A 25,448-nucleotide genomic window follows, 5' to 3' on the forward strand; every position below is an offset into this window, starting at 1 on the left:
CCTCCCCGCGAGAATGGTTAGTTAGACGTACTATCGTGCGCATGCCCGAGCTCAGCCGCCGGCGGCGGACGCTGGTGCTGGTGATCTGCTGCATGAGCCTGCTGATCGTCAGCCTCGACAACACCATCCTGAACGTCGCGCTGCCCACGTTGCAGAAGGAACTGCACGCGTCGGTCGCGGGGCTCCAGTGGACCATCGACGCGTACACGCTCGTCCTGGCCTCGCTGTTGATGCTCGCGGGTTCCACCGCCGACCGGATCGGGCGGCGCAAGGTCTTCATGACCGGGCTGGTGATCTTCACGGTCGGCTCGGCGCTCTGTTCCGCCGCGCCGAACCTGGAATCGCTCGTGGCGTTCCGGATCCTCCAGGCGGTCGGCGGCTCGATGCTCAACCCGGTCGCGGTGTCGATCATCACCAACACCTTCACCGAGCGGCGGGAGCGCGCCCGGGCCATCGGGGCGTGGGGCGCGGTGGTCGGGATCTCCCTGGCGCTGGGGCCGATCATCGGCGGGCTGCTGGTGGACACCATCAGCTGGCGGGCGATCTTCTGGCTGAACATCCCGATCGGGATCACCGCGCTGATCCTGACCTGGCGGTACGTCCCCGAGTCCCGCGCGCCCAAGGCCCGCAGGCCCGATCCGGTGGGCCAGCTGCTGGTCATCGGGGTGCTCGCGACCCTCACGTACGCGATCATCGAGGCGCCCAAGGCCGGCTGGACCTCGCCGGAGATCCTGTCCTTCGTGGGCTTCTCGATACTGTCGCTGATCGCGCTGATCCTGTACGAGCCGAGGCGCGACGAACCCCTGATCGACCTGCGGTTCTTCAGCAGCGCGCCGTTCAGCGGGGCGACGCTGATCGCCGTGTGCTCGTTCGCCGCGCTGAGCGGGTTCCTCTTCCTGAACACGCTCTATCTCCAGGACGTACGGGGACTGTCGGCGCTCAAGGCCGGGCTGTACATCCTGCCGATGGCGGCCATGACATTCGTGTGTGCGCCGGTGTCGGGGCGGCTGGTGGGCAACCGGGGGCCCCGGCTGTCGCTGCTGGTCGCCGGGATCGCGATGACGGCGAGCGGGGTGCTGTTCGCCGTGTTCGAGGCGGAGCAGCACACGCCGCTGCTCTTCACCGGGTACGTGATCTTCGGCATCGGCTTCGGCATGGTGAACGCGCCGATCACCAACACCGCCGTCTCCGGCATGCCCAACGCGCAGGCGGGGGTGGCCGCGGCCGTCGCCTCGACCAGCCGTCAGATCGGGCAGACGCTGGGAGTCGCGGTGATCGGGGCCGTACTGGCGGCGGGGGTGTCGCTGTCGGTCACGGGCCGGATGGCCTCGGCGGCGGAGAAGCACAACTTCGCGGACGCGAGCCGGCCGGCGTGGTGGATCATCACGGGGTGCGGAATCGCCGTGCTGCTGGTGGGGATGCTGAGCAGCGGGCGGTGGGCACGGGGGACGGCAGCGCGCACGGCGCAACGGCTGGACCCGGCGGGGGCCCAGGCGGCGGAGGCGGGCGGGATGTCGTCCCCGCCGGCTCGGTCCTGACGACGGGGCGGCACGAGGGCGGCATCCGGACCGACGAGGGCTTCGCCCTCCGGACGGCCTGTCAGTCTCCCGACGCCCCGAAGAAACCGACGTGGGAGGGCTCGTCGCCACGGTTCTTGTCGTCACGGTTCTTATCGCCACAGTGCTCGTCGTCACGGTGCAGGAGCACGTAGAAGCCGGTCCAGCGCACCGTGTGCTCGCCGAGCAGACTCGTGTTCCGGTCGCCCGGGCGCCGAGCCCGTATGAGCGCGTCGGACCGGTCGATCGCGTCCTCGTACTGCTGGACCGTGGGCCGATCCGTACCGAAGTGGGTCAAGAGCCGAGCGAGAGCCAGCGGCCGTACGGTGAAGCGGTCCGCCGCGCGGGACTCCCTGGGCGGCTTCGTGGATTCCACGACGCTGCGAACGTCCAGAATCGAGTGTGTTCCCTCTTCCTCCATGAACTCGTCGTCGGCGTACAGCTCCTCGATCGTGCTGTACTCCTCGCCGTCGCCGTACTCCTGCGCGAAGACCTCTTCCTGGAGAGCCGCCAGGCTCGCGCCCACGCTCCCACGGTACGGAGTCACGTAACTCCATCCGCTGGCACCCATCCGTCGAACCCCCTCCGCCGCTTTATCGAGTCACCACGCTCAACCTAGCCGTGGGCACTGACAACGGAGGTGTCAGAAGCACGTCCGGAAGCGGCTTCTCAGATCGCCGCCGGCTGCCGCGCCTCAAGTGTCTTCAGCAGGAGCAGCTTCTCCAGGCGGGCCTGCGACTCGTCGTCCTCGGGGACGTAACTCACCAGCCGGGGGCCGGACGTCGGGCCGAGCCAGAGGTTCGTGTGGACCACGTTGAGCCTGCCGACCTGGGCGTTCACGAAGCGCTTGCTCCGGCCCGTGTTGCCGATCACCTCGTGCCGCTCCCAGATCTCGCAGAACTCCGGCGAGGCGTTCCGCAGCCGCGCGAGCAGGGCCTTCCAGGGCGGCTCGGCGAGGTGCTCGGCCATGTCGGAGCGGAAGCGGGCCACCAGGGTCTGCTTGGTCTCACGGGGGCTGGTGAGGGCGGCCTGCCACTGCGCGTTGGTGAAGGCGAGCCAGAGGCAGTTGCGGTCCTCGGGCGGCAGGGCGTCCAGGTCGCACATCATCACGGAGTACGTGCGGTTGTACGCGAGGATGTCGTACCGGCTGTTCTGCACACAGGCCGGGAACGGCTCCAGGCGCTCCAGCATCCGCCGTACCGACGGGGTGATGGTGGGGCTCGGCGCGCCGGGCGCGGGGTCCACGGCGCCGGCCAGGGCGAAGAGGTGGGAGCGCTCGCTGGGGTCGAGGAGCAGGGCGCGGGCGAGGGCGTCGAGCACCTGGGCGGAGACCTGGATGGGCCTGGCCTGTTCGAGCCACGTGTACCACGTGACGCCCACGGCGGAGAGCTGGGCGACCTCTTCACGGCGCAGTCCTGGCGTACGGCGGCGGACGCCGCGCGGCAGGCCGACCTGTTCGGGCATGATGCGCTCGCGGCGGCTGCGCAGGAAGCCGGCCAGTTCGTGACGGCGGATGTCGGGCTCCCGGAGGGCGGGGCCGGCGGGGGCGGATCCGCCCGGTACCGCTGCCTGGGGGGTCACTGTGCCGGGTTCCTGCACCATCGTTGCCATTCCTCCAGGTTGCAGGAGGGCTCAGCCCATTGCCAGGTACTCCTTGTACCAGGATAAAGACACTCTGGTACCAGGCTTCGTCCGGGGTGACTCTGGCTCTCGTGAGTACCGCATCCCGTCCTCAGTCCGGCGTTCCGGCCCCGGCTCCTTCCGTTTCCTCTCTCCCCGCTTCTTCCTCCCTCCCCGCTTCGGGACCCGCTCCGGCCGTCCATGACCACGGTCCGGTCCTCGGCACCCTCGGTCTCTTCACCGTGCTCCTCGGAGCGGCCCTTCCCCTGATCGACTTCTTCATCGTCAACGTCGCCCTGCCGACCATCGACAAGGACCTGTCGGCGGGCCCCGCCCTGCTCGAACTGGTCGTGGCCGGTTACGGAGTCGCGTACGCCGTCCTCCTCGTCCTCGGCGGACGGCTCGGCGACACGGTCGGCCGCAGGCGCCTGTTCATGGCCGGCATCGCGGCCTTCGGCATCACCTCGCTGGCCTGCGGCCTGGCGCCCAACGCCTGGACGCTGGTGGGCGCGCGGGTCGCCCAGGGCGCGGCGGCCGCGCTGATGCTGCCGCAGGTGCTGGCCACCATCCACGCGACGACGGCCGGGGAGCGGCGGGCGAAGGCGATCAGCCTGTACGGCGCGACCGCGGGGCTCTCCATGGTGGCGGGCCAGATCCTGGGCGGCGTGCTGGTGGCGGCGGACATCGCGGGCAGCGGCTGGCGGGCGATCTTCCTGGTGAACGTACCGGTCGCGCTGGTCGGGCTGTTCCTGGCGTTCCGTACGGTGCCCGAGACGAAGTCGCAGAAGCCCGCGCCGATCGACGTACCGGGCACGCTGCTGCTGACCACCGCGCTGGTGACGCTGCTGGTGCCGCTGACCGAGGGGCGGGCGGCGGGGTGGCCGCTGTGGACGTGGATCACGCTGGGGGTCTTCCCGGTGGCCACGGCCGCGTTCCTGTGGGTGGAGCGGCGGGAGGACCGGCAGGGGCGGATACCGCTGCTGCCGCCGAGCCTGTTCCGGCTGGTGTCGCTGCGGCGCGGGGTGGGACTGACCGTGCCCTTCGCGATCTGCTTCGGCGGGTTCATGTTCGTGCTGGCGATCGCCCTCCAGCAGGGCCTGCGCATGAGCGCCATCGGGTCGGGGCTGGCGCTGGTGCCGCTGGCGGTGACGTTCTTCGCGGCGTCGCTGGCGGGTCCGCGGCTGCTCGGGCGCTTCGGGACGCGGGTGCTGACGGTCGGCGCGGCGATCCAGTTCACCGGGCTGGGGCTGCTGGCCCTGCTCGTCTGGCGGGACTGGCCGTCGGTCGGGGCGCTGGACCTGCTGCCGGGGGTGGCCGTGGCCGGTCTGGGCGGCGGCCTCCAGCTGCCGAACCTCTTCCGGATCGTGCTCTCGGACGTGCCGCCCGAGCGGGCGGGGGTGGGCAGCGGCGTGATGGTCACGGCGCAGCAGGCGTCGCTGGCGCTGGGGGTGGCCACGCTGGGGACGCTGTTCCTGAGCCTGACGGACTCCGACGGCATGGGGGACGCGCTGACGGTGACGCTGGTGGCGATGATGGGGCTGATCCTGCTGACGGGGCTGCTGAGCTTGCGGCTGCCGCGGACGGTGAGCTGAGGGCTTGGGGTTGGGGGCTGAGGGCTCGGGGCTGAGGGCTCGGGGTTGCGGACCAGCCGCGGCTGCTGGAGGGCATGTCGCCGTTCACGTACATGCTGATCCGCCTGAGCAAACTCCCCGCGCTCACCGTGAGCGCGATTCGCGGACGGGTACGGGGAGCGGGCAGCGAGTTCGTCCTCGCCACCGACATCCGGTTCGCGAGCCTGGAGCGGGCCGTGCTGGGCCAGTTCGAGATCACGGGCGGCGGTCATCCCGGGCGGTGGCGCCGTCGCGCGGCTGCCGCGCCCGGTGGGGCGGGGGCGGGCGCTGGAACTCGCCACCCGGCCCGGCCTGTTCTCCGCCGCGCCGGCCACTCCCGAGGTGCAGGAGTGGGCGAGGCAGGCGTTTGAGAACGGTCTCCAGAAGGACGGGCCTTTCGGGGCGAACCTCGCGGAGTACTCGGCGAGGTTCGCCCGGAAGCGCTGAACCGGCGGGACTCCGGATCATGGAGCGGTGGCGGCGGCCGGGAGGTCACGGGTCGCCGCCGCCGTCTCGTCTCAGACTGCGGTCTTGGGGTCCGTCGGCTGGGCGGTGCGCCGGTACTCGGCGTTGATGCGCCGGGCTTCTTCCAACTGGTCTTCGAGGATGACGATGCGGCAGGCGGCCTCGATGGGGGTGCCCTGGTCGACGAGCTCCCGGGCACGGGCGGCGATGCGCAGTTGGTAGCGGGAGTAGCGGCGGTGTCCGCCCGCGGAACGGAGCGGGGTGATGAGGCGGGCTTCGCCGATGGCGCGGAGGAAGCCCTGGGTGGTGCCGAGCATCTCGGCGGCCCGGCCCATGGTGTAGGCGGGGTAGTCGTCGTCATCAAGACGGCCGAACGAGTCGTCCGCTGTCATTGCACCTCTCTCATGGCACGCGTGGAGGGGCCTTGGTGCCAATGGCACCAAGGCCCCGAAGGAACTGCTACACCATCTGCCGGCCTCAGTCGTGCGCCGGCCTTCTGTGTCCGCACACCCACCCGGGAGAGGATGGGAACTGCGGGGATCGCGGTTGCTTGACCGGAGACCACCTCACTATCGATGTCCTGCGGTACCCGGGCCCTGTGAATCCGCCCGGGCGATCCTGATGGCGCTCGGCCCCTCCGTTCTTCCCTCTGGGATCAGTTACTTGCCTACTGCTACTTGCACTTGCCTACTGCTGTCGAACCTCCCGGTGCGCGCGCCCGCAGCCGACGCCTTCACCGAGGTACTGCTCATCCACTCTCACTGCTGGGGTACTGCTCACGGCGGCCCCTGATCACCTCGGGCCACCCGGTCCGGTCGTCAGCCTCGTCACCGTCCTGCGAACGCTGGCTTCGCGACTCCACCACCGAACCGTCGTGCGTACCGCAACTGCTGTACCGCTGACCGGCAGTTCGTGTCTGCCAGGCCTTGCTGTCCTTCTGGCTACGAGAGAAACCATAACCACACCAGCACCCAATGTCTACTCCAGCCGACATAGATTTCCGCGTGTCCGGCCATGAGACAACCAGGGGCCGCCGGGCCGGGAACGACGAAGCCGACCTGCCCTGTCGTGCCGGGCAGGTCGGCGTCATCACCGGACGCTGGATCAGGACGCGGGCGTACCCGTCGTCCCGTCCGCCGCGCCGGCCTCGCTGTCGGCGGCGGCACTGATGGTGCCGGGGGTGCCTTCGGTGCCTTCGGTGTCTTCGGTGTCGGTCTGCTGGTCGTCGTCGCCGCCGGCGCGCTCGCGCATCTTGCGCAGCAGCTCCTGCTTCTGGTCGGCGGCGATCGCGCGGTCGGCGTTACGGGCGGGGCCGTTGCCCTGCTGGTCGGCGCGGGACAGCTTCTTGCGCTGTCCGCCGACGCCGAGAAGGTTGTTGCGGCTCTTTGCCACGGGGTTCTCCCGAAGTGATGTGAGGTGATCTGCGGAATCGTCGGTGGGGGGCGGGCCGTGGCCGCCGCGCTCTCACTCGTAGATCTGGAAGAACATGCCCGTGACGCTACCACCGGGTGGGGGGCGGTCGTCACGCGGTTATTCACCCACATCGGCCGAAACCCCCGAGGGGATCCCTCGAAGTAGTGAATGACAGTTATTGAAATCTGTCATCGGTCATGCCAAGCTTGAAGCATGACATCTTCCGAGAAGGTCCCCACGACCAGCACTCCCGTCCCCACCCGCGCGCTCGGTTCGACCGGCCCCCGGGTCTCCGCGCTCGGCCTGGGCGCGATGGGCATGTCCGCGGTGTACGAAGGGGGTGACCGCGCCGAATCCATCGCCACGCTGCATGCCGCGCTGGACGCCGGGATCACCTTGATCGACACGGGCGACTTCTACGGCATGGGCAGCAACGAGATGCTGATCAACGAAGCGCTGCGCACCGCCCCCGCCGGCGCCCGTGAGCGCGCGGTGATCAGCGTGAAGTTCGGCGGCATGCGCGACCCCGACAACGGCTGGGGGCCCATCGACGGCCGCCCGGCCGCGGTGAAGAACTTCGCGGCGTATTCGTTGCAGCGCCTCGGCACGGACCACATCGACGTCTACCGGATCGCGCGCGTCGACCCCGCCGTGCCCATCGAGGAGACGGTCGGCGCCATCGCCGAGCTGGTCCAGGCGGGCCATGTGCGACACGTCGGCCTCTCGGAGGCGGGCGCGGACACGATCCGCCGGGCGGCGTCCGTCACCTCGATAGCCGACCTCCAGATCGAGTACTCGCTGATATCGCGCGGCATCGAGGACACGATCCTCCCGGCCGTCCGGGAGCTGGGCATAGGCATCACGGCGTACGGCGTGCTGTCGCGCGGCCTCATCAGCGGCCACTTCACCCCGGACCGCGAGCTGGCGGCGACCGACTTCCGGGCGATCAGCCCCCGCTTCCAGGGCGACAACCTCCGCCACAACCTCGATCTGGTCGAGTCCCTGCGCAAGGTCGCCGAACAGAAGGGAGTCACGGTCGCGCAGATCGCCATCGCCTGGGTGCTGTCGCGCGGGGAGGACATCGTGCCGCTGATCGGTGCCCGCCACCGCGACCGGCTGGCGGAGTCCCTCGGCGCGCTGGACGTGACGCTCGACGCCGCCGACCTGGCCGCGATCGAGCGGGCCGTCCCGGTGGGCGCGGCCCGGGGCGACCGGTACCCGAGCGCCCAGATGGCGCATCTGGACAGCGAACGCTGAGCGGCGGGCGGGGCACGGACCGGACACCGGCCCGGCGGGGTGGGTGACGGGTAATGTCCATGGGTAAGGGCCGCCGCACCAGCCAGAAAGGTCGCTCCCGATGACCACCGAGACCCTGACCGCCGAGCGCATCCTCGAAGCGACCGAAGAGGTCCTGCGCCGTTACGGTCCGGCGAAGGCCACGGTCGTCGACGTGGCCCGGCTGCTCGGGGTGAGCCACGGCAGCGTGTACCGCCATTTCCGTACGAAGGCGGCGCTGCGCGAGGCTGTCACCCAGCGCTGGCTGGAGCGCACGGAGATCACGCTGGAGGGCATCACCGACGCCACGACCCCCGGGGGCGCGGAGAAGCTGCGCGGCTGGCTGCTGGCGCTGTTCGAGGCCAAGCGGCACAAGGCTGGCGACGACCCGGAGCTGTTCGCCACGTACAACACGCTGGCCCGGGAGAACAGCGGGGTGACGGAGACGCACCTGTCGATACTGACCGGCCAGCTCACCCGGATCGTCGAAGAGGGCGTGCGCGCGGGCGAGTTCACCGCCCCGGACCCGCAGCGGGTGGCCGTCGCGGTCTTCGCGGCGACGGCCCGGTTCCACGACCCGACGTACGCCCCGGAGTGGCAGAAGCCGTCCATGGACGACGAGTTCAGCGCGGTGTGCGACCTGGTGGTCCGGGGCCTGCGGACCTGATCGGGTCCGCTGGGCAAGGGGTACGGGGTGCTTCGTGCTGGGCTCAGTGTGGCGTGAGTCGGGCGACCTTTCCGGTCTCCAGGGCCGTCCAGATCGCACCGTCCGGTCCTTCTGCGATGCCGTGTGGTTCGGAGGAGGGGCTGGGGAGGTCGTACTCGTCGATCCGGCCGTCGGGGGTGATCCGGCCGACGCGGTTGGCGCCCCATTCGGTGAACCAGCAGTCCCCGCCGGCGTCGGTGGTGATCGCGTGGGGACGGGCGCCGCGATCGGGCAGGGCGAACTCGTCGGTCTTCCCGTCCGGGGTGATCCGTCCGATCCGGCCCGCGCCGATCTCCACGAACCACAGGGCGCCGTCGGCCCCCGCGGTGATCCCCACCGGGGCGGCGTCGGGGGCGGGGAGCGGATGGACGGAGATGTCGCCGCCGAGGTCGATCGCGCCGATCGCGTTGGCCTGGTTCATCGTGAACCACAGCCTGTCGTCCGGGCCCGCGGCGATGGCCGAGGCAAAGGCCCCCGACACCGGGAGGGGGAACTCGGTCACCTCACCGCTGGTCGTGATGCGGCCTATGCGGTCGGCACCGGCCTCGGTGAACCAGAGCGCGCCGTCCGCCCCGGCCGTGATCCCGAACGGGCCGGCGTCCGGGGTCGGCAGGGGGAACGACGCGATGTCCCCGGTCGTGGTGACGCGGCCGATCCGATGGCCGCGGAACTCCGTGAACCACAGGGCGTCATCGGGTCCGGCGGTGATGATCGACGGTCCGGAGGAGGCGGGTTCGAGGGGGTGGGTGGTGACGTCACCGCCGGGGGTGATCCTGCCGATCGCTCCCTGGTGGACCATCGTGAACCACAGCGCGCCGTCGGTGCCGCAGGTGATTCCGTAGGGCCCGGCGTCCTTGCCGGACACGGGGAATTCCGTGATCGACACGGCGGGAGGACGTGGCATGGGCGGGCTCCTTCGCAGCGCGTCCGGGGAGATCGGCGACTGCGGATGCTACCCAGCCCGCTCCGGTCACCGCCTCTGGTTAATCCCGTCGCAAGCGGCCTGAGCCGGTGTCAGTCCTTCGCCGGTGTCAGTCCTTCGCCGGGTTCACCGTGGCCTGGTGAGCCTCCGTCAGGTGTTCCTCGGCCTTGAGCCAGGGCAGGAACTGCGCGTTGATGCGCCAGTCGCAGGTGTCGCATATCAGCGAGCGCTGGACACCTGACTTCTGGACACGTACGACATGCTCGCGTCCGTGCTGGTCCCATCGGCGGACGGTGCTGGTGGTCGTGGACGGCATCCGAGCCTCCTGTTGTGACGCGTGGGGCGTGGGGCATGGGGCGTTGGCGTACCGCCAGTGTGCGACGAAGCCCCCGGCTCCGTAACGGAACCGGGGGCTTCGAGCCGGGAACGTGATGCGTCAGCAGCCGAGGAGACGGCCGCCGAGGTACGCCTGGATCTGGTCCAGGGAGACGCGCTCCTGCTGCATGGTGTCGCGCTCGCGCACGGTCACCGCGTTGTCGTCCAGGGTGTCGAAGTCGACGGTGACGCAGAACGGCGTACCGATCTCGTCCTGGCGGCGGTAACGGCGGCCGATGGCGCCCGCGTCGTCGAACTCGATGTTCCAGTTGCGCCGCAGGTCCTCGGCGAGGCCCTTGGCCTTCGGCGAGAGCTGCGGGTTGCGGGACAGCGGGAGGATCGCGACCTTGACCGGCGCGAGGCGCGGGTCGAGGCGGAGCACGGTGCGCTTCTCCAGCACGCCCTTCGCGTTGGGCGCCTCGTCCTCGTTGTACGCGTCGAGGAGGAAGGCGAGCATCGCGCGGCCGACGCCGGCGGCCGGCTCGATGACATAGGGGGTCCAGCGCTCGCCGGCCTCCTGGTCGAAGTAGAGCAGGTCGTGGCCGGAGGCCTTGGAGTGCACGGTGAGGTCGTAGTCGGTGCGGTTGGCCACGCCCTCCAGCTCACCCCACTCGCTGCCGCCGAAGGAGAAGCGGTACTCGATGTCCACGGTGCGCTTCGCGTAGTGGGCGAGCTTCTCCTGGGCGTGCTCGAACCAGCGCATGTTCTCCTCGCGCAGGCCGAGGTCGCGGTACCAGTTCCAGCGCTGCTCCATCCAGTACTCGTGCCACTTCTCGTCCTCGCCCGGCTTGACGAAGAACTCCATCTCCATCTGCTCGAACTCACGGGTGCGGAAGATGAAGTTGCCCGGAGTGATCTCGTTCCGGAAGGACTTGCCCATCTGCGCGATGCCGAAGGGCGGCTTCTTGCGCGACGTCTGGAGGACCTGGCCGAAGTTGGTGAAAATGCCCTGCGCCGTCTCGGGGCGCAGGTAGGCGACCGAGCCGGTGTCCTGGGTCGGGCCGAGGTGGGTGGAGAGAAGGCCCGAGAACGACTTGGGCTCGGTGAAGGTGCCCTTGTTGCCGCAGTTGGGGCAGTTGATGTCGGCGAGGCCGTTCACCGGCGGCTTGCCGTGCTTCTCCTCGTACCCCTCCTCCAGGTGGTCCGCGCGGTAGCGCTTGTGGCAGGAGGTGCATTCGGTCAGCGGGTCCGTGAAGGTCGCGACGTGGCCGGACGCCTCCCAGACCTCAGTGGCAAGGATCACCGACGAGTCGATACCGACGACGTCCTCGCGCGAAGTGACCATGGAGCGCCACCACTGGCGCTTGAGGTTTTCCTTCAGCTCGACTCCGAGCGGCCCGTAGTCCCAGGCGGCCCGCTGACCACCGTAGATCTCACTGGACGGGTAGACGAAGCCACGGCGCTTGCTCAGGTTGACGATGGTGTCGATCTTGTCGGCGGCCACGGTGCTCTCTTCATTACGACGGCGACGAACGGCGAATGCCCCAGATTAGCGGCGGCCGCACCCCCTGTATCAAATCGGTGTGCGGGAACGGCCGGGAGCGCACCTTGTTGACAATCGTTTCCACTTTTGTTGAAAATGACTGTCATGAACGTGCGACGCCTGATACCCACCGCCGCCACGGCCGGAGCGGTCACGCTCGGCCTGCTGGCGCTCTCCGCCTGCTCCTCCTCCGACACGGCCGGGAGGAAGGGCGACGGCAGGCTGGCGGTGACCGCGTCGTTCTACCCCATGCAGTTCCTGGCCCAGCAGATAGGCGGCGATCATGTCTCCGTCACGACGCTGACCAAGCCGGGCACCGAGCCGCACGACCTGGAACTGAGCCCCCGGGAGACCGCCCGGCTCAGCCAGGCCGACGTCATCCTGTACCTCAAGGGCATCGCCCCCGCCGTGGACGACGCCATCGGCCAGTCCGGCGCGCGGCAGATCGTCGACGCGACGTCGCTCACGGAGATGGAACACCACGGCACCGAGACCGGCCACGCCCACGAAGGGGACGAGGGCCACGGGGACGAGGACCATGAGGAGGAGTCCGCGGACGGCAACGACCCGCACATCTGGCTGGATCCGGTGAAGTACGCCGAGGTCGCGAAGGGCGTCGGCGCCGCCCTGGAGAAGGCGGACCCGGACCACGCCGCCACGTACCGTACGAACACCGGCACCCTCGTCGGAAAGCTCGGCGCCCTCGACACCGCCTTCGAGCAGGGCCTCGCCCACACCGCCACCAGGACGTTCATCACCACCCACGCCGCCTTCGGCTACCTCGCCGAGCGGTACGGCCTGGAGCAGGAGGCCATCGCCGGGGTCGACCCCGAGGCGGAGCCGAGCCCCGCGCGCGTGAAGGAGCTGGGGACCATCGCCCGGCAGGACAAGGTCAGCACCGTGTTCTTCGAGACGCTCGCCAGCGACAGGACCGCCAAGACCATCGCCGGGGACACCGGCCTGCGGACCGACGTCCTGGACCCGCTCGAAGGCATCACGGCGAAGTCCAAGGGATCGGACTACCTCCAGGTCATGAAGGCCAACCTGACCGCGCTCCAGAACGCGCTGGGCGCCAAGTGAGCGCCCCCGGCACGTCCGACAGCCCCGGCACCCCCGCCGCCCCCGTCATCGCGCTCCGGGGCGCGACAGCCACCCTCGGCGCCCGCCCCGTGCTGCGCGGCATCGACCTCACCGTGCACCACGGCGAGGTGGTCGCCCTGCTCGGCGCCAACGGCTCCGGCAAGTCCACGGCCGTCCGCGCGGTGATCGGCCAGGTCCCGCTCACGAGCGGCGAGGTCTCGCTCTTCTCGACGCCCCTGCGCCGCTTCCGCGACTGGTCGCGCGTCGGATACGTACCGCAGCGCACCACGGCGGAGGGCGGCGTGCCCGCGACGGTCCGCGAGATCGTCGCCGCCGGCCGCCTGTCCCGTACGAAGCTGAAATGGCCCGGCCGGGCCGACCGGGCGGCCGTCGAGCGCGTCATCGAGCTGGTGGGCCTCGCGGACCGCGCCAAGGACTCCGTGAACGCGCTGTCCGGCGGCCAGTACCAGCGCGTGCTGATCGCCAGGGCGCTCGCCTCCGAACCCGAACTCCTGATCATGGACGAGCCGATGGCCGGCGTCGACCTCGCCAGCCAGGAGATCCTCGCGGCGACCCTGCGCGAACAGGTCGCGGCCGGTACGACAGTGCTGCTCGTCCTGCACGAACTGGGCCCGCTGGAGCCCCTGATCGACCGCGCGGTGGTGCTGCGCGAGGGCTGCGTCCTGCACGACGGCCCGCCGCCCCCGGCCCTCGGCCAGCACGCCCTCCCGGGCCACGACCACGTCCACCCCCACGCGGCCGGCGAGCCGCTCCGTACAGGACTGCTGAGCTGACCATGGAAATGCTCCAGGCCCCCTTCATGCAGCGCGCGCTGATCGCCGCCGTGCTGATCGGCGTCACCGCCCCCGCCATCGGCATCTACCTCGTACAGCGCCGCCAGGCGCTCATGGGCGACGGCATCGGCCACGTGGCCCTCACCGGCGTCGGTCTCGGCTTCCTGCTGTCCTGGAGCCCCGTCTGGACGGCGACGCTGGTCTCGGTGGCCGGCGCGATCACGATGGAACTGATCCGGGCGTACGGCCGCACCCGCGGCGACATCGCGCTCGCCATGCTCTTCTACGGCGGGATGTCCGGCGGGGTCCTGCTGATCAACCTCGCGCCGAACGGCTCCAACGCCAATCTGCTCTCGTTCCTCTTCGGCTCGCTGTCGACGGTCTCGTCCCAGGACGTGGTCTCGATCTCCGTCCTCGCCGCCTTCGTGGTGCTGGTGACGGTGGGGCTGCGGCGCCAGCTCTTCGCGGTCAGCCAGGACGAGGAGTTCGCCCGGGTGACGGGGCTGCCGGTACGGACCCTGAACCTGCTGGTGGCCGTCACGGCGGCGGTGACCGTGACCGTCGCGATGCGGGTCGTGGGGCTGCTGCTGGTGAGCGCGCTGATGGTGGTGCCGGTGGCGGCGGCCCAGCAGGTCACGCGGTCGTTCGCGGTCACGTTCGTGCTCGCCGTGGTGATCGGGACGACGGTCTCGGTGGGCGGCACGGTCACGTCGTACTACCAGGACGTGCCGCCGGGAGCGACAATCGTATTGCTGGCCATCGGGCTGTTCGTGGTCCTGACCGTCCTGGCCACTCCGCTGGCGAGACGGCGGGCGCGGGCCGTGAGTGGTGGTCCCGGCGGTGAACAGCCCGAACCGGCCACCGAACCGTCCGTACCGGCCACGGAACCGTCCGTACCGGGTCTCCCCGCCGCCCGGCGGGCCGGTGATGACCTCGCGGTGTGAGCGCGAGCTGGCAGAATGGCCCGACGTAAGCGGGCGACGCCCGGCGGTACGGGCAGAGGCAAGGAGGCACCTGTGACGACTGCGACCGGCGATGGAGCGGGCACGGCCCCCGTGCGCGGCCGATCCACCCGCCAGCGGGCCGCGGTGGCGGCGGCGCTGGACCAGGTGGACGAGTTCCGCAGCGCGCAGGAGCTCCACGACATGCTCAAGCACCGCGGTGACTCGGTCGGCCTGACGACCGTCTACCGCACCCTCCAGTCCCTCGCCGACGCCGGCGAGGTGGACGTCCTGCGGACGAACGACGGGGAGTCGGTCTACCGGCGCTGCTCGACCGGCGACCACCACCACCACCTGGTGTGCCGGGTCTGCGGCAAGGCCGTGGAGGTCGAGGGGCCCGCCGTCGAGCAGTGGGCGGAGACGGTCGCCGCGCAGCACGGCTACGTGGCGGTGGCGCACACGGTGGAGATCTTCGGCACCTGCGCGGAGTGCGCGGCGGCGGCGGTCAAGAACTAGACGCCTCTCACGACCGGAACAGAGCCCGGGGACGCCGTACAGGCCCAGGTCCATGGGCCCGTACGGCGTCCCCGCGCCGGTCCGCCGCTCAGTTGTCCCGCGGCTCCTCGATCTCGTCGTCCTCGCCCGTCGACAGGTTGGGCAGCGCGCCGCCGAACCGCCGGTCCCGGGAGGCGAATTCCAGACAGGCCCGCCACAGGTCCCGCCGGTCGAAATCGGGCCACAGCACGTCCTGGAAGACCATCTCGGCGTAACTGCTCTGCCAGATCAGGTAGTTGGACGTACGCTGCTCACCGCTCGGGCGGAGGAAGAGATCCACGTCCGGCATGTCGGGGTAGTAGAGGTACTTGGCGAAGGTCTTCTCGTTGACCTTCGACGGTTCGAGCTTGCCCGACGCGACGTCGGCGGCGAGCGCCCGCGCCGCGTCCGCGATCTCCGCCCGTCCGCCGTAGTTGACGCAGAAGTACAGCGTCATGGCGTCGTTGTCCTTGGTCTGCTCCTGCGCGACCTGGAGCTCCTGGACGACCGACTTCCACATCTTCGGCATCCGGCCGACCCAGCGGATCCTGATGCCCAGCTCGTCCATCTCGTCGCGGCGGCGGCGGATGACGTCGCGGTTGAAGTTCATCAGGAACCGCACCTCGTCGGGGGTGCGCTTCCAGTTCTCGGTGGAGAACGCGTACAGCGAGAGGTTTTTGACGCCCATCTCCAGGCAGCCCTTGAGGACGTCGAGCACCACCCCCTCGCCGACCTTGTGCCCCTCGGTGCGCGGCAGGCCGCGCTCCTTGGCCCAGCGCCCGTTCCCGTCCATCACGCACGCCACGTGCTTCGGCACCAGCTCGCTCTGGATCTGCGGCGGTACCGCGCCGGAGGGGTGCGGCTCCGGCGTCTTGTACTCGCGGCGGGTACGTCCCAGGATTCCGCGTCGTGCCATGCGCTCTTGTCTCCTCGTGCTGCCGTGCTCTTCGGTCTTCTCTACGCACTCGTCACACTGTTCGTACGCTGCGTACTGTTCAGTTCTTCTCCACGTACCGGAGCGAGCGCAGACCGCGCTCCAGATGCCAGTGCAGATAGGCGGACACCAGCCCGCTGCCCTCCCTGACATGGCGTGCCTCGCACGCGTCGGCCGTCTCCCAGTCGCCGGTCAGCAGCGCGCTGAGCAGGAGGACGGCCTCCGCAGAGGGTACGACGCTGCCCGGCACCCGGCAGTCGCCGCATATCACTCCGCCCGCCGCGACCGAGAAGAAACGGTTCGGCCCGCCCAGCCCGCACTTCGCGCAGTCGTCGAAACTCGGCGCGTAGCCGTTGACCGCGAGGGAGCGCAGCAGGAAGGCGTCCAGGATCAGGTGCGGGGCGTGCTCCCCTCGGGCGAGCGTGCGCAGCCCGCCGACGAGCAGCAGGTACTGCTGGACGGCCGGCTCGCCCTCGTGGTCCGTGAACCGCTCCGCGGTCTCCAGCATGGCCGTGCCGGCGGTGTAGCGCGCGTAGTCGGTGACGATGCCGCCCCCGTACGGAGCGATGGTCTCGCTCTGCGTGCAGAGCGGCAGCCCGCGCCCTACCAGCTCGCCGCCGCGCGCGAAGAACTGCACGTCGACGTGGGAGAACGGCTCCAGCCGGGCCCCGAACTTCGACTTCGTGCGCCGTACCCCCCGGGCGACGGCCCGGACCCGTCCGTGGCCGCGGGTCAGAAGCGTGATGATGCGGTCGGCCTCACCGAGCTTCTGGGTGCGCAGCACGACGCCGTCGTCCCGGAACAGACTCATGCGCCCCATTGTCCCGCATGGCCGGCGCGCTCCCCCACGCCCGCCGTCAGGACGGCGTGCGGGCCGCCGCCAGCAGCAGTCTCTCCGTGTCCGCCACGCACAGCCGCAGCGCGCGGCCGACCGTGGACAGCACCTCGCGCTCCGCGGGGATGTACGGCCCGTCGGCGAGGGCGATCCTGGCGCCCTGGACGAGGATCGACTCCCGGCCCGCCGGGGCCAGGTGCGGGGCCAGCGGCTCCAGCGCCTCGTGCAGCTCGATGGCGAGCGCGGCGCCGCACGGTCCCGGGTCGATGACGAACCGGCCGGTGTCGGCGGCCAGCGCCTCCACCAGCTCCGTCAGCCGCTCCTCCGTACAGTCGTCGAAGCCCGCCGCGCGGACCGCGTGGACGGCCGTCTCGCGCACGGTGGAGGAGGAGGTGCCGCCGGCCACCAGGACGGCGAGCGCGACGGTGTGGACGGCGTCGCGCAGCATCGCCGAGAAGCGGACCGTGGTGGGGTGGTCGAGCGTGTCCGTACCGAAGTGGCCGTGGCAGGCGGCGCATTCGACGACGGGACCGGCGGTCCCCCGGTTCAGGAGCGGCACGCCGACGACCGTGAAGCGGCGACGGCCGGTACGGCGGCGGTAGTTGCGGTCGCCTCCGCAGCCGGGGCAGAAGAACTCGCCGTCGCCCACCGTGTTCCAGGACGTACGAATGCCACAGATGCGCACTTTTCGGCCACTTGATCCCTGAGCTGGCAGCACGTCGCGCACCTCCGTAACGCTCCGGCAACATTGCCGCGTTGACGTGATGTTAGCCACATCTGGGAAGCGGCGTCAGCACCCCGGCGCGAGATCGCCGTGAATGGCTGAACCCCGCCCACCGGTTCGGGCGGGCGGGGTCCGCGAAACCTCAGGTCAGCGGGGTCCGGAGGACGGATCAGCGGGTGGCGCGGTTCACCGCGGAAATGACCGCCTTGAGTGACGCGCGGGTGGTGTTCGCGTCGATCCCGATGCCCCACAGCACCTTTCCGTCGATCGCGCACTCGATGTACGAGGCGGCCTGCGCGCTCGCGCCCTCGCTCATGGTGTGTTCCTGGTAGTCCAGCACCCGGGCGTCGATGCCGATGCCCGCCAGCGCGTCGACGAAGGCGGAGATCGGGCCGTTGCCGGTGCCGCTCAGGACCGTTTCCGTACCGTCCACGGCGGCCCGCACGGTCAGCGTGTCCTGTCCGTCGGTGCCGGTCGTGGTCTGGCCGGAAGTGAGCTGGATCCGGCCCCAGGGGTCGTCGGCGTTGGGCAGGTACTCGTCCTGGAAGACCGACCAGATCTGGCCCGGCGTGATCTCGCCGCCCTCGGCGTCGGTCTTGGTCTGGATGATCCGGGAGAACTCGATCTGCATCCGGCGCGGCAGGTCCAGCTTGTGCCCGTTCTTGAGGACGTACGCGACACCGCCCTTGCCCGACTGCGAGTTGACCCGGATGACGGCTTCGTACGAACGCCCCACGTCCTTCGGGTCGATCGGCAGGTACGGCACCGCCCACTCGATCTCGTCCACCGTGACGCCGCGCGCCGCCGCGTCCGCCGCCATGGCGTCGAAGCCCTTCTTGATGGCGTCCTGGTGGGAGCCGGAGAAGGAGGTGTAGACCAGGTCGCCGACGTACGGGTGGCGCGGGTGGATCTCCATCTGGTTGCAGTACTCGCTGGTGCGGCGGATGTCGTCGATCTGCGAGAAGTCGATCTGCGGGTCGACGCCCTGCGAGAAGAGGTTCATGCCGAGGGTCACCAGGTCGACGTTGCCGGTGCGCTCGCCCTGGCCGAACAGGCAGCCCTCGATCCGGTCGGCGCCCGCCATCAGCGCCAGTTCCGCGGCGGCCACGGCCGTACCCCGGTCGTTGTGCGGGTGTACGGACAGGCAGACGAACTCGCGGCGGGACAGGTTCCGTGACATCCACTCGAAGCGGTCCGCGTGTGTGGACGGCGTCGAACGCTCCACCGTGGCCGGCAGGTTGAGGATGATCTCGCGGCCGGCCTCCGGCTGCCAGACGTCCATGACCGCCTCGCAGACCTCCAGGGCGAAGTCCAGCTCGGTGTCGGTGAAGATCTCCGGCGAGTACTGGTAGCCGAAGATCGTCTCGGGGCCGAGGATCTTCTCCGCGTACTCCATCACCAGCCGCGTCCCGTCCACGGCGATCTGCTTGACCTGCTCCTTCGTCCCCCGGAAGACCACCCGGCGGAAGGTCGGCGCGGTCGCGTTGTAGAGGTGCACCGTCGCCCGGTGGGCGCCGCGCAGGGACTCCACCGTGCGCTCGATCAGCTCCTCGCGCGCCTGCGTCAGTACGGAGATCGTCACGTCCTCCGGGATCGCGCCCTCTTCGATGATCGACCGTACGAACGCGAAATCGGTCGCACCGGACGCCGGGAAGCCGACCTCGATCTCCTTGTAGCCCATGCGGACCAGCAGGTCGAACATCTCACGCTTGCGCGCCGGCGACATGGGGTCGATCAGGGCCTGGTTGCCGTCCCGCAGGTCCGTGGAGAGCCAGCGCGGCGCGGTGGTGACCCGCTTCTCGGGCCAGGTGCGGTCCGGGATGGCCACGGCCTCGTACGGGCCGTACTTGTGGACCGGCATTCCGGAGGGCTTCTGGGTGTGGGTCGCGTTGGTCAGGGGCGTGGGGCGACCGACAGAAGTGACGGAGGGGTCAGACATGGCGCAGGGGCTCCTCGTGTGTCCGCTGGGACGGCCGACGGGGCGGGAAAACCGCAACACCAGACTCCGCGGGGAGGGGGTCGGCCTGCGACTACAGACCCTCGCCGCGGCAGCTAAGGAGAAGCAGCCCGAAACGCATGATGCGTGGCACTGTAGCCGAGCCCGGGCGCCCGGGACCGTCCGTATCAGTATGCGGGACCGAATACCGGCAGATCGCTGCATTTCAGCCATCATGGTGACTTTGAGTGACAGAGCCGCTACGCGGTGCCACATTCGTCTTATGGATGCCACCGGCTCAGCCGCCCCCCACGCCGTCCCCCACCCCGTCTTCTGCACGATCGTGCCGCCGCACGTCCTCGACAAGCTCGCCAGGTCCGACGACCCGGCCCTCTCCGGACCCGCCCGGCGCACGCTGGAGGCGGACTCCGCGCGCCGTACGCGCCGCGCGCTCACGACCACCCTGGGGGCGCCCGCGGCCTCCGACGCGCCGACCGGCCGGCCCGCGCGCACGATCCACGACTGCGGACACCGTACGGCCCTGCCGGGCAGGAAGGTCAGGTCCGAGGGCGACGAGCCCGGCACGGACGCCACCGTCAACCGCGCGTACAACGGGCTCGGCGCCACGTTCGAGCTGCTGCTGTCGGCGTACGGACGGGACTCGCTGGACGGCGCCGGGCTGCCGCTCGTCGCGAGCGTCCACTACGACCGGGAGTACGGCAACGCGTTCTGGGACGGCGAGCAGATGGTGTTCGGCGACGGGGACGGGGAGATCTTCCTCGACTTCACGCTGCCGGTCGACGTGATCGCGCACGAACTGGCCCACGGCCTGACGCAGTACACCGCCAACCTCAGCTACTACGGCCAGCCGGGCGCCCTCAACGAGTCCGTGTCGGACGTCTTCGGCTCCCTGGTCAAGCAGTACACCCTGGACCAGACCGCCACCGACGCCGACTGGCTCATCGGCGCCGGGCTGCTCGCCCCGCGCGTCACCGGGGTCGCCCTGCGCTCGATGAAGGAGCCGGGCAGCGCGTACGACGACGACGTCCTCGGCAAGGACCCGCAGCCGGGGTCGATGGACGACTACGTCCGTACGGGCCGCGACAACGGCGGCGTGCACATCAACTCCGGCATCCCCAACCGGGCGTTCTGCCTCCTCGCCACGCAGCTCGGCGGGAAGTCCTGGGAGCGGGCGGGGCAGATCTGGTTCGACGTGCTGACCGGCGGCGACCTGGAGGTCGACGCGAACTTCACCGACTTCGCCCGGCTCACGGTCGCGGCGGCCGGCGCCCGCTACGGGGACGGCACGGCGGAGCACGAGGCCGTGGTCAAGGCGTGGGCGGAGGTGGGGGTCCCGACGGCGTGAGCCGGAATCCGTACGGCGTGAGCCCGCCTCCCACGAGCCGGCGTCCGCGCGCTCGTGCGTCGCCCTCCCGCGAACGGCCGGGGTGCGTTAGACAGGACCCATGTGGATCGACGTACGGCGCACAGGCGGCTTCGCGGGCATCGAACGCAGGGCCGGGATCGACATCTCGGCCCTGCCCGACGCGGCCGATTGGCGGGCCCTGGCGGAACAGGCGGCCGCGGACGCCCGGGAGGCGCCGGGGCCGGTGGTGCCCGACGGTTTCAGCTATACGGTCACAGTCGACGGCCGGGTCTTCCACTGCGCGGACCCGCACCTGTCCGAGGCGCAGCGCACGCTCGTCTCACGCGTCCTCAAGGAAGGCGCCTGAGGCGGTCGCCGCCTCGAAGGTGTCGCCCGCGCCGACCGCGAAGTCCCGTACGGCCGCGTCCAGGAAGGCCCGGTGGCCGTAGCGCCCCGGCAGGTAGCCGGTCCGCTCCAGCTCGGCCATGCCGTGCAGCAGGCACCACAGGCGGCGGACGAGCAGCCCCTCGTCGGCCGGCCGGAACCGGCCCGCCGCCACGGCCCGCTGGATCGCGCCGTTCGGCACGCGGAGCACGTACAGACCCATCTCCCGGTGCGCGACGCCCGGTTGGAAGCCGGACAGTCCGGAGCCACCGAACAGGACGGCGTAGACGTCGGGTTCGGCGAGGGCGAACTCCCGGTACGCGCGGCAGAGCGCGAACAGCTCGGCGACCGGATCCTCCTCGTCCTCACCGACCTCTCGGAGCCGTTCCAGGAAACGTGCGAACCCCTCACGCAGGACACCGGTGTGATCAGTGGTCGACACGACAAGAAGAATAACTGCGTGACGGGGCCATCACGGAGTGTCGGCCGGACCGAAGAGGCGTCGGGCCGGACCGAAGTGGCGTCGGCCCGACCTCAGAAGCCCAGCTTGCGCAGCTGCTTCGGGTCGCGCTGCCAGTCCTTGGCGACCTTCACGTGCAGGTCGAGGAAGACCGGCGTACCGAGCAGCGCCTCGATGTGCTTGCGCGACTTGGTCCCGACCTCCTTGAGCCGCTTGCCCTTCGGGCCGATGATGATGCCCTTCTGGCTGGGCCGCTCGATGTAGACGTTGGCGTGGATGTCGAGCAGCGGCTTGTCCGCCGGGCGGTCCTCGCGCGGCAGCATCTCCTCGACGACCACCGCGATCGAGTGCGGCAGCTCGTCCCGTACGCCTTCCAGCGCGGCCTCCCGGATCAGCTCGGCGACCATCACCATCTCCGGCTCGTCCGTGAGGTCGCCCTCGGGGTAGAGCGGCGGGCTCACGGGGAGCAGCGGGACGAGGAGGTCGGCGAGCAGGCCGACCTGCTGGTCGCCGACCGCCGACACGGGGACGATCTCGGCCCACTCCAGGCCGATCTCCTTGCCCAGCTGGTCGATGGCGATGAGCTGCTCGGCGAGCGTCCTGGACTCGACCAGGTCCGTCTTGGTGACGACGGCGACCTTCGGCGTCTTCTTGATCCCCGCCAGTTCCTTGGCGATGAACCGGTCACCGGGGCCGAGCTTCTGGTCGGCGGGCAGGCAGAAGCCGATCACGTCGACCTCGGACCACGTCGCGCGCACGATGTCGTTGAGGCGTTCGCCGAGGAGCGTGCGCGGCTTGTGGAGGCCGGGGGTGTCGACCAGGATCAGCTGCGCCTCGGGGCGGTGGACGATGCCCCGGACGGTGTGACGCGTGGTCTGCGGCCGGTTCGAGGTGATGGCCACCTTCTGACCGACCAGAGCGTTCGTGAGGGTGGACTTGCCCGCGTTGGGGCGGCCGACGAAGCAGGCGAAGCCGGCCCGGTGGGGGGCTTCCGCTGCTCCGGCTGCCTCGGACGGAGAGGGGGTACGAGCGCTCATGGCGCCCATTCTCCCCGATCGTTCACGCCCCGCCGACCAGATCCACGCCGATCCGGCCGGGGACGGCCCGGGCGGCGGCCCGCCGGGCCCCCGTCAGCCCGCCTGGACGGTCGCGCGCGGGACCCCGTCGGGGCCCGCCAGCAGCACGGGGGTCAGGTCCCCGCCGAGGTCCCGTACGGCGGCGCGATCGTCGTCCGCGACGGCGGCGGCCTCGGAGACGACCGCCGCGGCCTCCAGGGAGCCTGCCCCGCTGGCGACGGCCATCGCGACGGCCGTCCTGAGGGCGCTGAGCTTGAGGGAGGGCAGGTCGACCGTCCCGGCGACGTACGTCCTGCCGGTGTCGTCCCGTACGGCCGCGCCCTCGGCGACTCCGTTGCGGGCGCGGGCGCTGCGGGCCAGCGTGATGATCTTGCGGTCCTCGGGGTCGAGTGCGGGACCGGGGCCGGTGCTCTGCGTCATGGGGTGAGCATAGGAGCCGTACGGCGGCGCCCGCGACGGCCCCCGGCCGGTCAGACCGCCAGCGGGTACAGCGAGCCGCGCCGGCCCTCCGGGCTCGCCAGCCACTCCAGCTTCGCCGCCGTGTCCGTCTCGGGCAGCGGGGTCTGGAGGACGATCGCGAGGTCGGGCCTGGCGGGCACCCTGAGGTGCGTGGACTCCACGTACAGCGTGCCGACCACCGGGTGCTGCAACTCCTTGCGGACCTGCCCGGCGGGCGCGATGTCCCGCTGGTTCCAGAGCACCGCGAACTCCTCGCTGGACGCCATGACCTCCTCGACCACCGCCTGGAACCCCTCGTCGTCGGGGCACTCCGAGCAGGCCGCCCGGAACTGCGCCACGACGAGCGGCGCGATCCTCTCCCACTGCTTGTTCCGTGCGCGGTAGATCGGGTCGGTGAAGAACGTGATCAGGCAGTTCCGGGGACTCCCCGCCCGCATCCCGAGCACCGCGCCGGCCGCCTCGTTGAACATCACCGTGTTCCAGTAGCAGTCCATGATGTGCGCGGGGTACGGCATCCACGCGTCGATCATCCGCCGCAGCCCGTCGCACATGTCGGCGGCCGCCGGATGCACCTGCGGCGCGGGCGGGTTGAGCCCCGCCAGGACGTACAGGTGACGGCGCTCGATGGCGGTCAGCCGCAGCACCCGGGCCACCGAGTCGAGGACCTGCGGCGAGACGGTGATGTCCCTGCCCTGTTCGAGCCACTGGTACCACGAGACCCCGACGCCCGCGAGGACGGCGACCTCCTCGCGCCGCAGTCCCGGCGTACGGCGCCGGGCCCCGCCGTCCGGCAGCCCCGCCTCGCCCGGGGTGACCCGGGCACGCCTGCTCATCAGGAACTCGCGCAGCTCGCCGAGGCGACGCGTCCTGCCGGTCTCCGTGGTCACGAAGAACTCCCCCCGCCCTGCTGCCTGGTGGTCCCGCCAACAGGATAAGTACCCGCTCCCCACGGCTATTCCGGCGACCGCAGGCTGGGGCCCATGCCGACCGAGACCTCCGCCCCGACCCCGCCGGACAGCCCGGGCACCTCTGCCCGGGCCGCCGCCACCGCTCCCGGCCGGGCCGCCGCCCCGCCCGCCGTCCCCGCCTTCGACCACCCCCCGGCGCCCGCGCCCGCGCGGCTCACCGGCCGCGCCAGGCTGATCCTCTTCGTGCTCTGCGCCGCGCAATTCATGGTGGCGCTCGACTTCTCCGTACTGAACGTGGCCCTGCCGGTCCTCGGCGAGGACCTGGGCATGAGCCGGTCCGCGCTCCAGTGGGGCGTCACCGCGTTCGCCCTGCCGTCCGGCGGCTTCCTGCTGCTCTTCGGGCGGATCGCCGACCTGTACGGCCGCCGCAGGCTCTTCCTCACCGGCCTCGCCGTCTTCGGCTCCGCCTCGCTGCTCGCCACCCTCGCCTGGAGCCCGGAAGTGTTCCTGGCGGGCCGGGCGCTCCAGGGGCTCGGCGCCGCCGTCATCGTGCCGACCGGGATGTCGCTCCTCACCACGACGTTCCCCGAAGGCCCGCAGCGCGACCGGGCGCTGGGCATCAGCGGGACGCTGCTCTCGCTGGGCTTCACCGTCGGGATGGTGCTCGGCGGGGTGATGACGGACACGCTGGGCTGGCGGTCCACCATGGGGCTGCTGGCGGTCGCCGCGGTGCTCGTGCTCGCCCTGGCGCCGGGGCTGCTGCCCGAGTCCCGTACCCCCGAGCGGCCCCGCCTCGACGTCCCCGGCGCGGTGACCGTCACCGGCGGTCTGCTCGCGCTGATCTACGCCCTGTCGACCGCCGCCGAGCGCGGCTTCGGCGGCGCCGACGTCCTGGCGGCGCTCGGCGCGGGCGTGGCGCTGCTGGTGGCGTTCGCGGTGGTCGAGTCCCGCAGCGCCGCTCCCCTGGTCTCGCTGCCGATGCTGCGGCGGCGGACCGTGGCGTGGGGCAATCTGGGCGGCCTGGTCACCTTCTCGATGATGAGCACGGTGGTGTTCGTCCTCACCCTCTACTTCCAGGAGACCCTGGGCCTCAGCTCGTTCGAGACGGGTCTGGTCTTCGGGTTCCAGGGGGTGATGTCGGTGGTAGCGGGCATGCTGGCCCCCCGCGTGATCGGCCGCCTCGGCGCCCGCCGGACGCTGGTGGGATCCCTGCTCGGCCAGGGGGTGTTCACCGCCGCGCTGCTGGGCATCGGCGCCGCCTCGGGGGTCCTCCTGGCCACGGTGGCGGTCTCGCTGGCGAGCATGTGCCATCTGGGCGCGATCATCTCGTACGGTCTGACCGTGACGTCCGGCGTCCCGGACGGGGAACAGGGCCTCGCCACGGGCCTGGTGACCACGACCCAGCAGGTCGGCCTCACCATCGGGATCCCGCTGCTGGGCGTCCTCGCCACCACGCACGGCGGGTTGTACGACGGGGTCAGGCTGGTCCTCGCGGCGGACGCGGCGATCGTGGTCGCGGTGGCGCTCCTGGTGGCGGCGGGCCTGCGCGGACGCCGTGCGGCGTGACCGCCCGGCCGTCCCGAGGATCGGCT

Annotated in this window: 27 protein-coding genes; 12 read left to right on the top strand and 15 right to left on the bottom strand. The window is 70.8% G+C overall.

Annotated elements, in window-relative coordinates; genetic code table 11:
• The first annotated feature begins 41 nt into the window (after positions 1-41).
• Positions 42-1,538 carry an MFS transporter gene (locus ACIODU_RS23335; protein WP_401769738.1) on the top strand — a complete coding sequence of 499 codons (1,497 nt, stop codon included), beginning with the start codon at positions 42-44 and terminating at the stop codon, positions 1,536-1,538.
• A 61-nt stretch (positions 1,539-1,599) separates the two neighbouring features.
• Here the strand turns inward: ACIODU_RS23335 and ACIODU_RS23340 are convergent, their stop codons facing one another.
• Complete coding sequence (locus ACIODU_RS23340) at positions 1,600-2,082, bottom strand: hypothetical protein (protein ID WP_401769739.1); 483 nt, start codon at positions 2,080-2,082, stop codon at positions 1,600-1,602.
• Between the two features lie 143 nt (positions 2,083-2,225).
• Positions 2,226-3,167: a helix-turn-helix transcriptional regulator gene (locus ACIODU_RS23345; protein WP_401769740.1), complete on the bottom strand. Its 942-nt coding sequence runs from the start codon at positions 3,165-3,167 to the stop codon at positions 2,226-2,228.
• A gap of 101 nt (positions 3,168-3,268) precedes the next feature.
• Here ACIODU_RS23345 and ACIODU_RS23350 point away from each other — a divergent pair, with 101 nt between their 5' ends.
• Together ACIODU_RS23350 and ACIODU_RS23355 are read left to right on the top strand one after the other, a co-directional pair.
• On the top strand, positions 3,269-4,768 hold the full coding sequence (locus ACIODU_RS23350; RefSeq protein ID WP_401769741.1) for an MFS transporter: 1,500 nt from the start codon (positions 3,269-3,271) through the stop codon (positions 4,766-4,768).
• Positions 4,769-4,842: 74 nt separating this feature from the next.
• On the top strand, positions 4,843-5,157 hold the full coding sequence (locus ACIODU_RS23355) for an enoyl-CoA hydratase-related protein (protein WP_401769742.1): 315 nt from the start codon (positions 4,843-4,845) through the stop codon (positions 5,155-5,157).
• A gap of 147 nt (positions 5,158-5,304) precedes the next feature.
• Here the strand turns inward: ACIODU_RS23355 and ACIODU_RS23360 are convergent, their stop codons facing one another.
• Together ACIODU_RS23360 and ACIODU_RS23365 are read right to left on the bottom strand one after the other, a co-directional pair.
• Positions 5,305-5,643: a MerR family transcriptional regulator gene (locus ACIODU_RS23360; RefSeq protein ID WP_161308939.1), complete on the bottom strand. Its 339-nt coding sequence runs from the start codon at positions 5,641-5,643 to the stop codon at positions 5,305-5,307.
• 712 nt (positions 5,644-6,355) lie between these two features.
• Positions 6,356-6,643, bottom strand: coding sequence for a DUF6243 family protein (locus ACIODU_RS23365; protein ID WP_401769743.1), 288 nt, complete (start codon positions 6,641-6,643; stop codon positions 6,356-6,358).
• Between the two features lie 234 nt (positions 6,644-6,877).
• Between ACIODU_RS23365 and ACIODU_RS23370 the strand changes: the two genes are divergently transcribed.
• Both ACIODU_RS23370 and ACIODU_RS23375 read left to right on the top strand, forming a co-directional pair.
• Complete coding sequence (locus ACIODU_RS23370) at positions 6,878-7,921, top strand: aldo/keto reductase (RefSeq protein ID WP_401769744.1); 1,044 nt, start codon at positions 6,878-6,880, stop codon at positions 7,919-7,921.
• 100 nt (positions 7,922-8,021) lie between these two features.
• Complete coding sequence (locus ACIODU_RS23375) at positions 8,022-8,606, top strand: TetR/AcrR family transcriptional regulator (protein ID WP_161308942.1); 585 nt, start codon at positions 8,022-8,024, stop codon at positions 8,604-8,606.
• Between the two features lie 43 nt (positions 8,607-8,649).
• Here ACIODU_RS23375 and ACIODU_RS23380 read toward each other — a convergent pair whose 3' ends face one another.
• The 3 genes from ACIODU_RS23380 to ACIODU_RS23390 form a co-directional block, all read right to left on the bottom strand.
• Positions 8,650-9,549, bottom strand: coding sequence for a virginiamycin B lyase (locus ACIODU_RS23380; RefSeq protein ID WP_401769745.1), 900 nt, complete (start codon positions 9,547-9,549; stop codon positions 8,650-8,652).
• Between the two features lie 127 nt (positions 9,550-9,676).
• Positions 9,677-9,883, bottom strand: a complete 207-nt coding sequence (locus ACIODU_RS23385; protein WP_161308943.1) for a hypothetical protein — start codon at positions 9,881-9,883, stop codon at positions 9,677-9,679.
• Between the two features lie 120 nt (positions 9,884-10,003).
• Positions 10,004-11,386 carry a glycine--tRNA ligase gene (locus tag ACIODU_RS23390; protein WP_161308944.1) on the bottom strand — a complete coding sequence of 461 codons (1,383 nt, stop codon included), beginning with the start codon at positions 11,384-11,386 and terminating at the stop codon, positions 10,004-10,006.
• Positions 11,387-11,530: 144 nt separating this feature from the next.
• Between ACIODU_RS23390 and ACIODU_RS23395 the strand changes: the two genes are divergently transcribed.
• The 4 genes from ACIODU_RS23395 (at position 11,531) to ACIODU_RS23410 (ending at position 14,756) form a co-directional block, all read left to right on the top strand.
• Positions 11,531-12,505: a metal ABC transporter substrate-binding protein gene (locus tag ACIODU_RS23395; protein ID WP_401769746.1), complete on the top strand. Its 975-nt coding sequence runs from the start codon at positions 11,531-11,533 to the stop codon at positions 12,503-12,505.
• Complete coding sequence (locus tag ACIODU_RS23400; RefSeq protein WP_356422326.1) at positions 12,502-13,299, top strand: metal ABC transporter ATP-binding protein; 798 nt, start codon at positions 12,502-12,504, stop codon at positions 13,297-13,299. Before ACIODU_RS23395 ends, ACIODU_RS23400 begins: the two co-directional genes overlap by 4 nt.
• 2 nt (positions 13,300-13,301) lie before the next feature.
• Positions 13,302-14,243: a metal ABC transporter permease gene (locus ACIODU_RS23405; protein ID WP_401769747.1), complete on the top strand. Its 942-nt coding sequence runs from the start codon at positions 13,302-13,304 to the stop codon at positions 14,241-14,243.
• Positions 14,244-14,315: 72 nt separating this feature from the next.
• Positions 14,316-14,756, top strand: coding sequence for a transcriptional repressor (locus ACIODU_RS23410; RefSeq protein WP_356422320.1), 441 nt, complete (start codon positions 14,316-14,318; stop codon positions 14,754-14,756).
• An 88-nt stretch (positions 14,757-14,844) separates the two neighbouring features.
• On the opposite strand, the gene ACIODU_RS23415 is transcribed toward ACIODU_RS23410, so the two are convergent.
• The 4 genes from ACIODU_RS23415 to leuA all read right to left on the bottom strand — a co-directional run bounded on the left by ACIODU_RS23415 (position 14,845) and on the right by leuA (position 19,206).
• Positions 14,845-15,690, bottom strand: a complete 846-nt coding sequence (locus ACIODU_RS23415) for an isoprenyl transferase (RefSeq protein ID WP_401769748.1) — start codon at positions 15,688-15,690, stop codon at positions 14,845-14,847.
• Between the two features lie 79 nt (positions 15,691-15,769).
• The gene (recO, locus tag ACIODU_RS23420; protein WP_356422314.1) at positions 15,770-16,519 is read right to left on the bottom strand and encodes a DNA repair protein RecO; all 750 of its coding nucleotides are present in this window, start codon (positions 16,517-16,519) and stop codon (positions 15,770-15,772) included.
• Between the two features lie 46 nt (positions 16,520-16,565).
• Positions 16,566-17,261, bottom strand: coding sequence for a TerB family tellurite resistance protein (locus tag ACIODU_RS23425; RefSeq protein WP_401769749.1), 696 nt, complete (start codon positions 17,259-17,261; stop codon positions 16,566-16,568).
• A gap of 175 nt (positions 17,262-17,436) precedes the next feature.
• On the bottom strand, positions 17,437-19,206 hold the full coding sequence (leuA, locus tag ACIODU_RS23430; RefSeq protein WP_356422308.1) for a 2-isopropylmalate synthase: 1,770 nt from the start codon (positions 19,204-19,206) through the stop codon (positions 17,437-17,439).
• A 280-nt stretch (positions 19,207-19,486) separates the two neighbouring features.
• Here leuA and ACIODU_RS23435 point away from each other — a divergent pair, with 280 nt between their 5' ends.
• Complete coding sequence (locus tag ACIODU_RS23435) at positions 19,487-20,569, top strand: M4 family metallopeptidase (protein ID WP_401769750.1); 1,083 nt, start codon at positions 19,487-19,489, stop codon at positions 20,567-20,569.
• A 100-nt stretch (positions 20,570-20,669) separates the two neighbouring features.
• The gene (locus tag ACIODU_RS23440; RefSeq protein ID WP_401769751.1) at positions 20,670-20,936 is read left to right on the top strand and encodes a protealysin inhibitor emfourin; all 267 of its coding nucleotides are present in this window, start codon (positions 20,670-20,672) and stop codon (positions 20,934-20,936) included.
• On the opposite strand, the gene ACIODU_RS23445 is transcribed toward ACIODU_RS23440, so the two are convergent.
• The 4 genes from ACIODU_RS23445 to ACIODU_RS23460 all read right to left on the bottom strand — a co-directional run bounded on the left by ACIODU_RS23445 (position 20,910) and on the right by ACIODU_RS23460 (position 23,781).
• Positions 20,910-21,395, bottom strand: coding sequence for a TetR-like C-terminal domain-containing protein (locus ACIODU_RS23445; RefSeq protein WP_356422299.1), 486 nt, complete (start codon positions 21,393-21,395; stop codon positions 20,910-20,912). The genes ACIODU_RS23440 and ACIODU_RS23445 overlap by 27 nt on opposite strands.
• Positions 21,396-21,487: 92 nt before the next feature.
• Positions 21,488-22,459, bottom strand: coding sequence for a GTPase Era (gene era, locus ACIODU_RS23450; protein ID WP_356422297.1), 972 nt, complete (start codon positions 22,457-22,459; stop codon positions 21,488-21,490).
• An 84-nt stretch (positions 22,460-22,543) separates the two neighbouring features.
• Positions 22,544-22,909 carry a cytidine deaminase gene (locus ACIODU_RS23455; RefSeq protein WP_356422294.1) on the bottom strand — a complete coding sequence of 122 codons (366 nt, stop codon included), beginning with the start codon at positions 22,907-22,909 and terminating at the stop codon, positions 22,544-22,546.
• Between the two features lie 50 nt (positions 22,910-22,959).
• Complete coding sequence (locus ACIODU_RS23460; protein WP_401769767.1) at positions 22,960-23,781, bottom strand: helix-turn-helix transcriptional regulator; 822 nt, start codon at positions 23,779-23,781, stop codon at positions 22,960-22,962.
• Between the two features lie 147 nt (positions 23,782-23,928).
• Between ACIODU_RS23460 and ACIODU_RS23465 the strand changes: the two genes are divergently transcribed.
• A complete protein-coding gene (locus ACIODU_RS23465) occupies positions 23,929-25,422 on the top strand; it encodes an MFS transporter (protein ID WP_401769752.1) in 1,494 nt (497 codons plus the stop codon).
• Positions 25,423-25,448: the final 26 nt, after the last annotated feature.

This window comes from Streptomyces sp. NPDC088261 (genome assembly GCF_044740805.1).
In the GTDB taxonomy this organism is placed as follows: Bacteria; Actinomycetota; Actinomycetes; order Streptomycetales; family Streptomycetaceae; genus Streptomyces.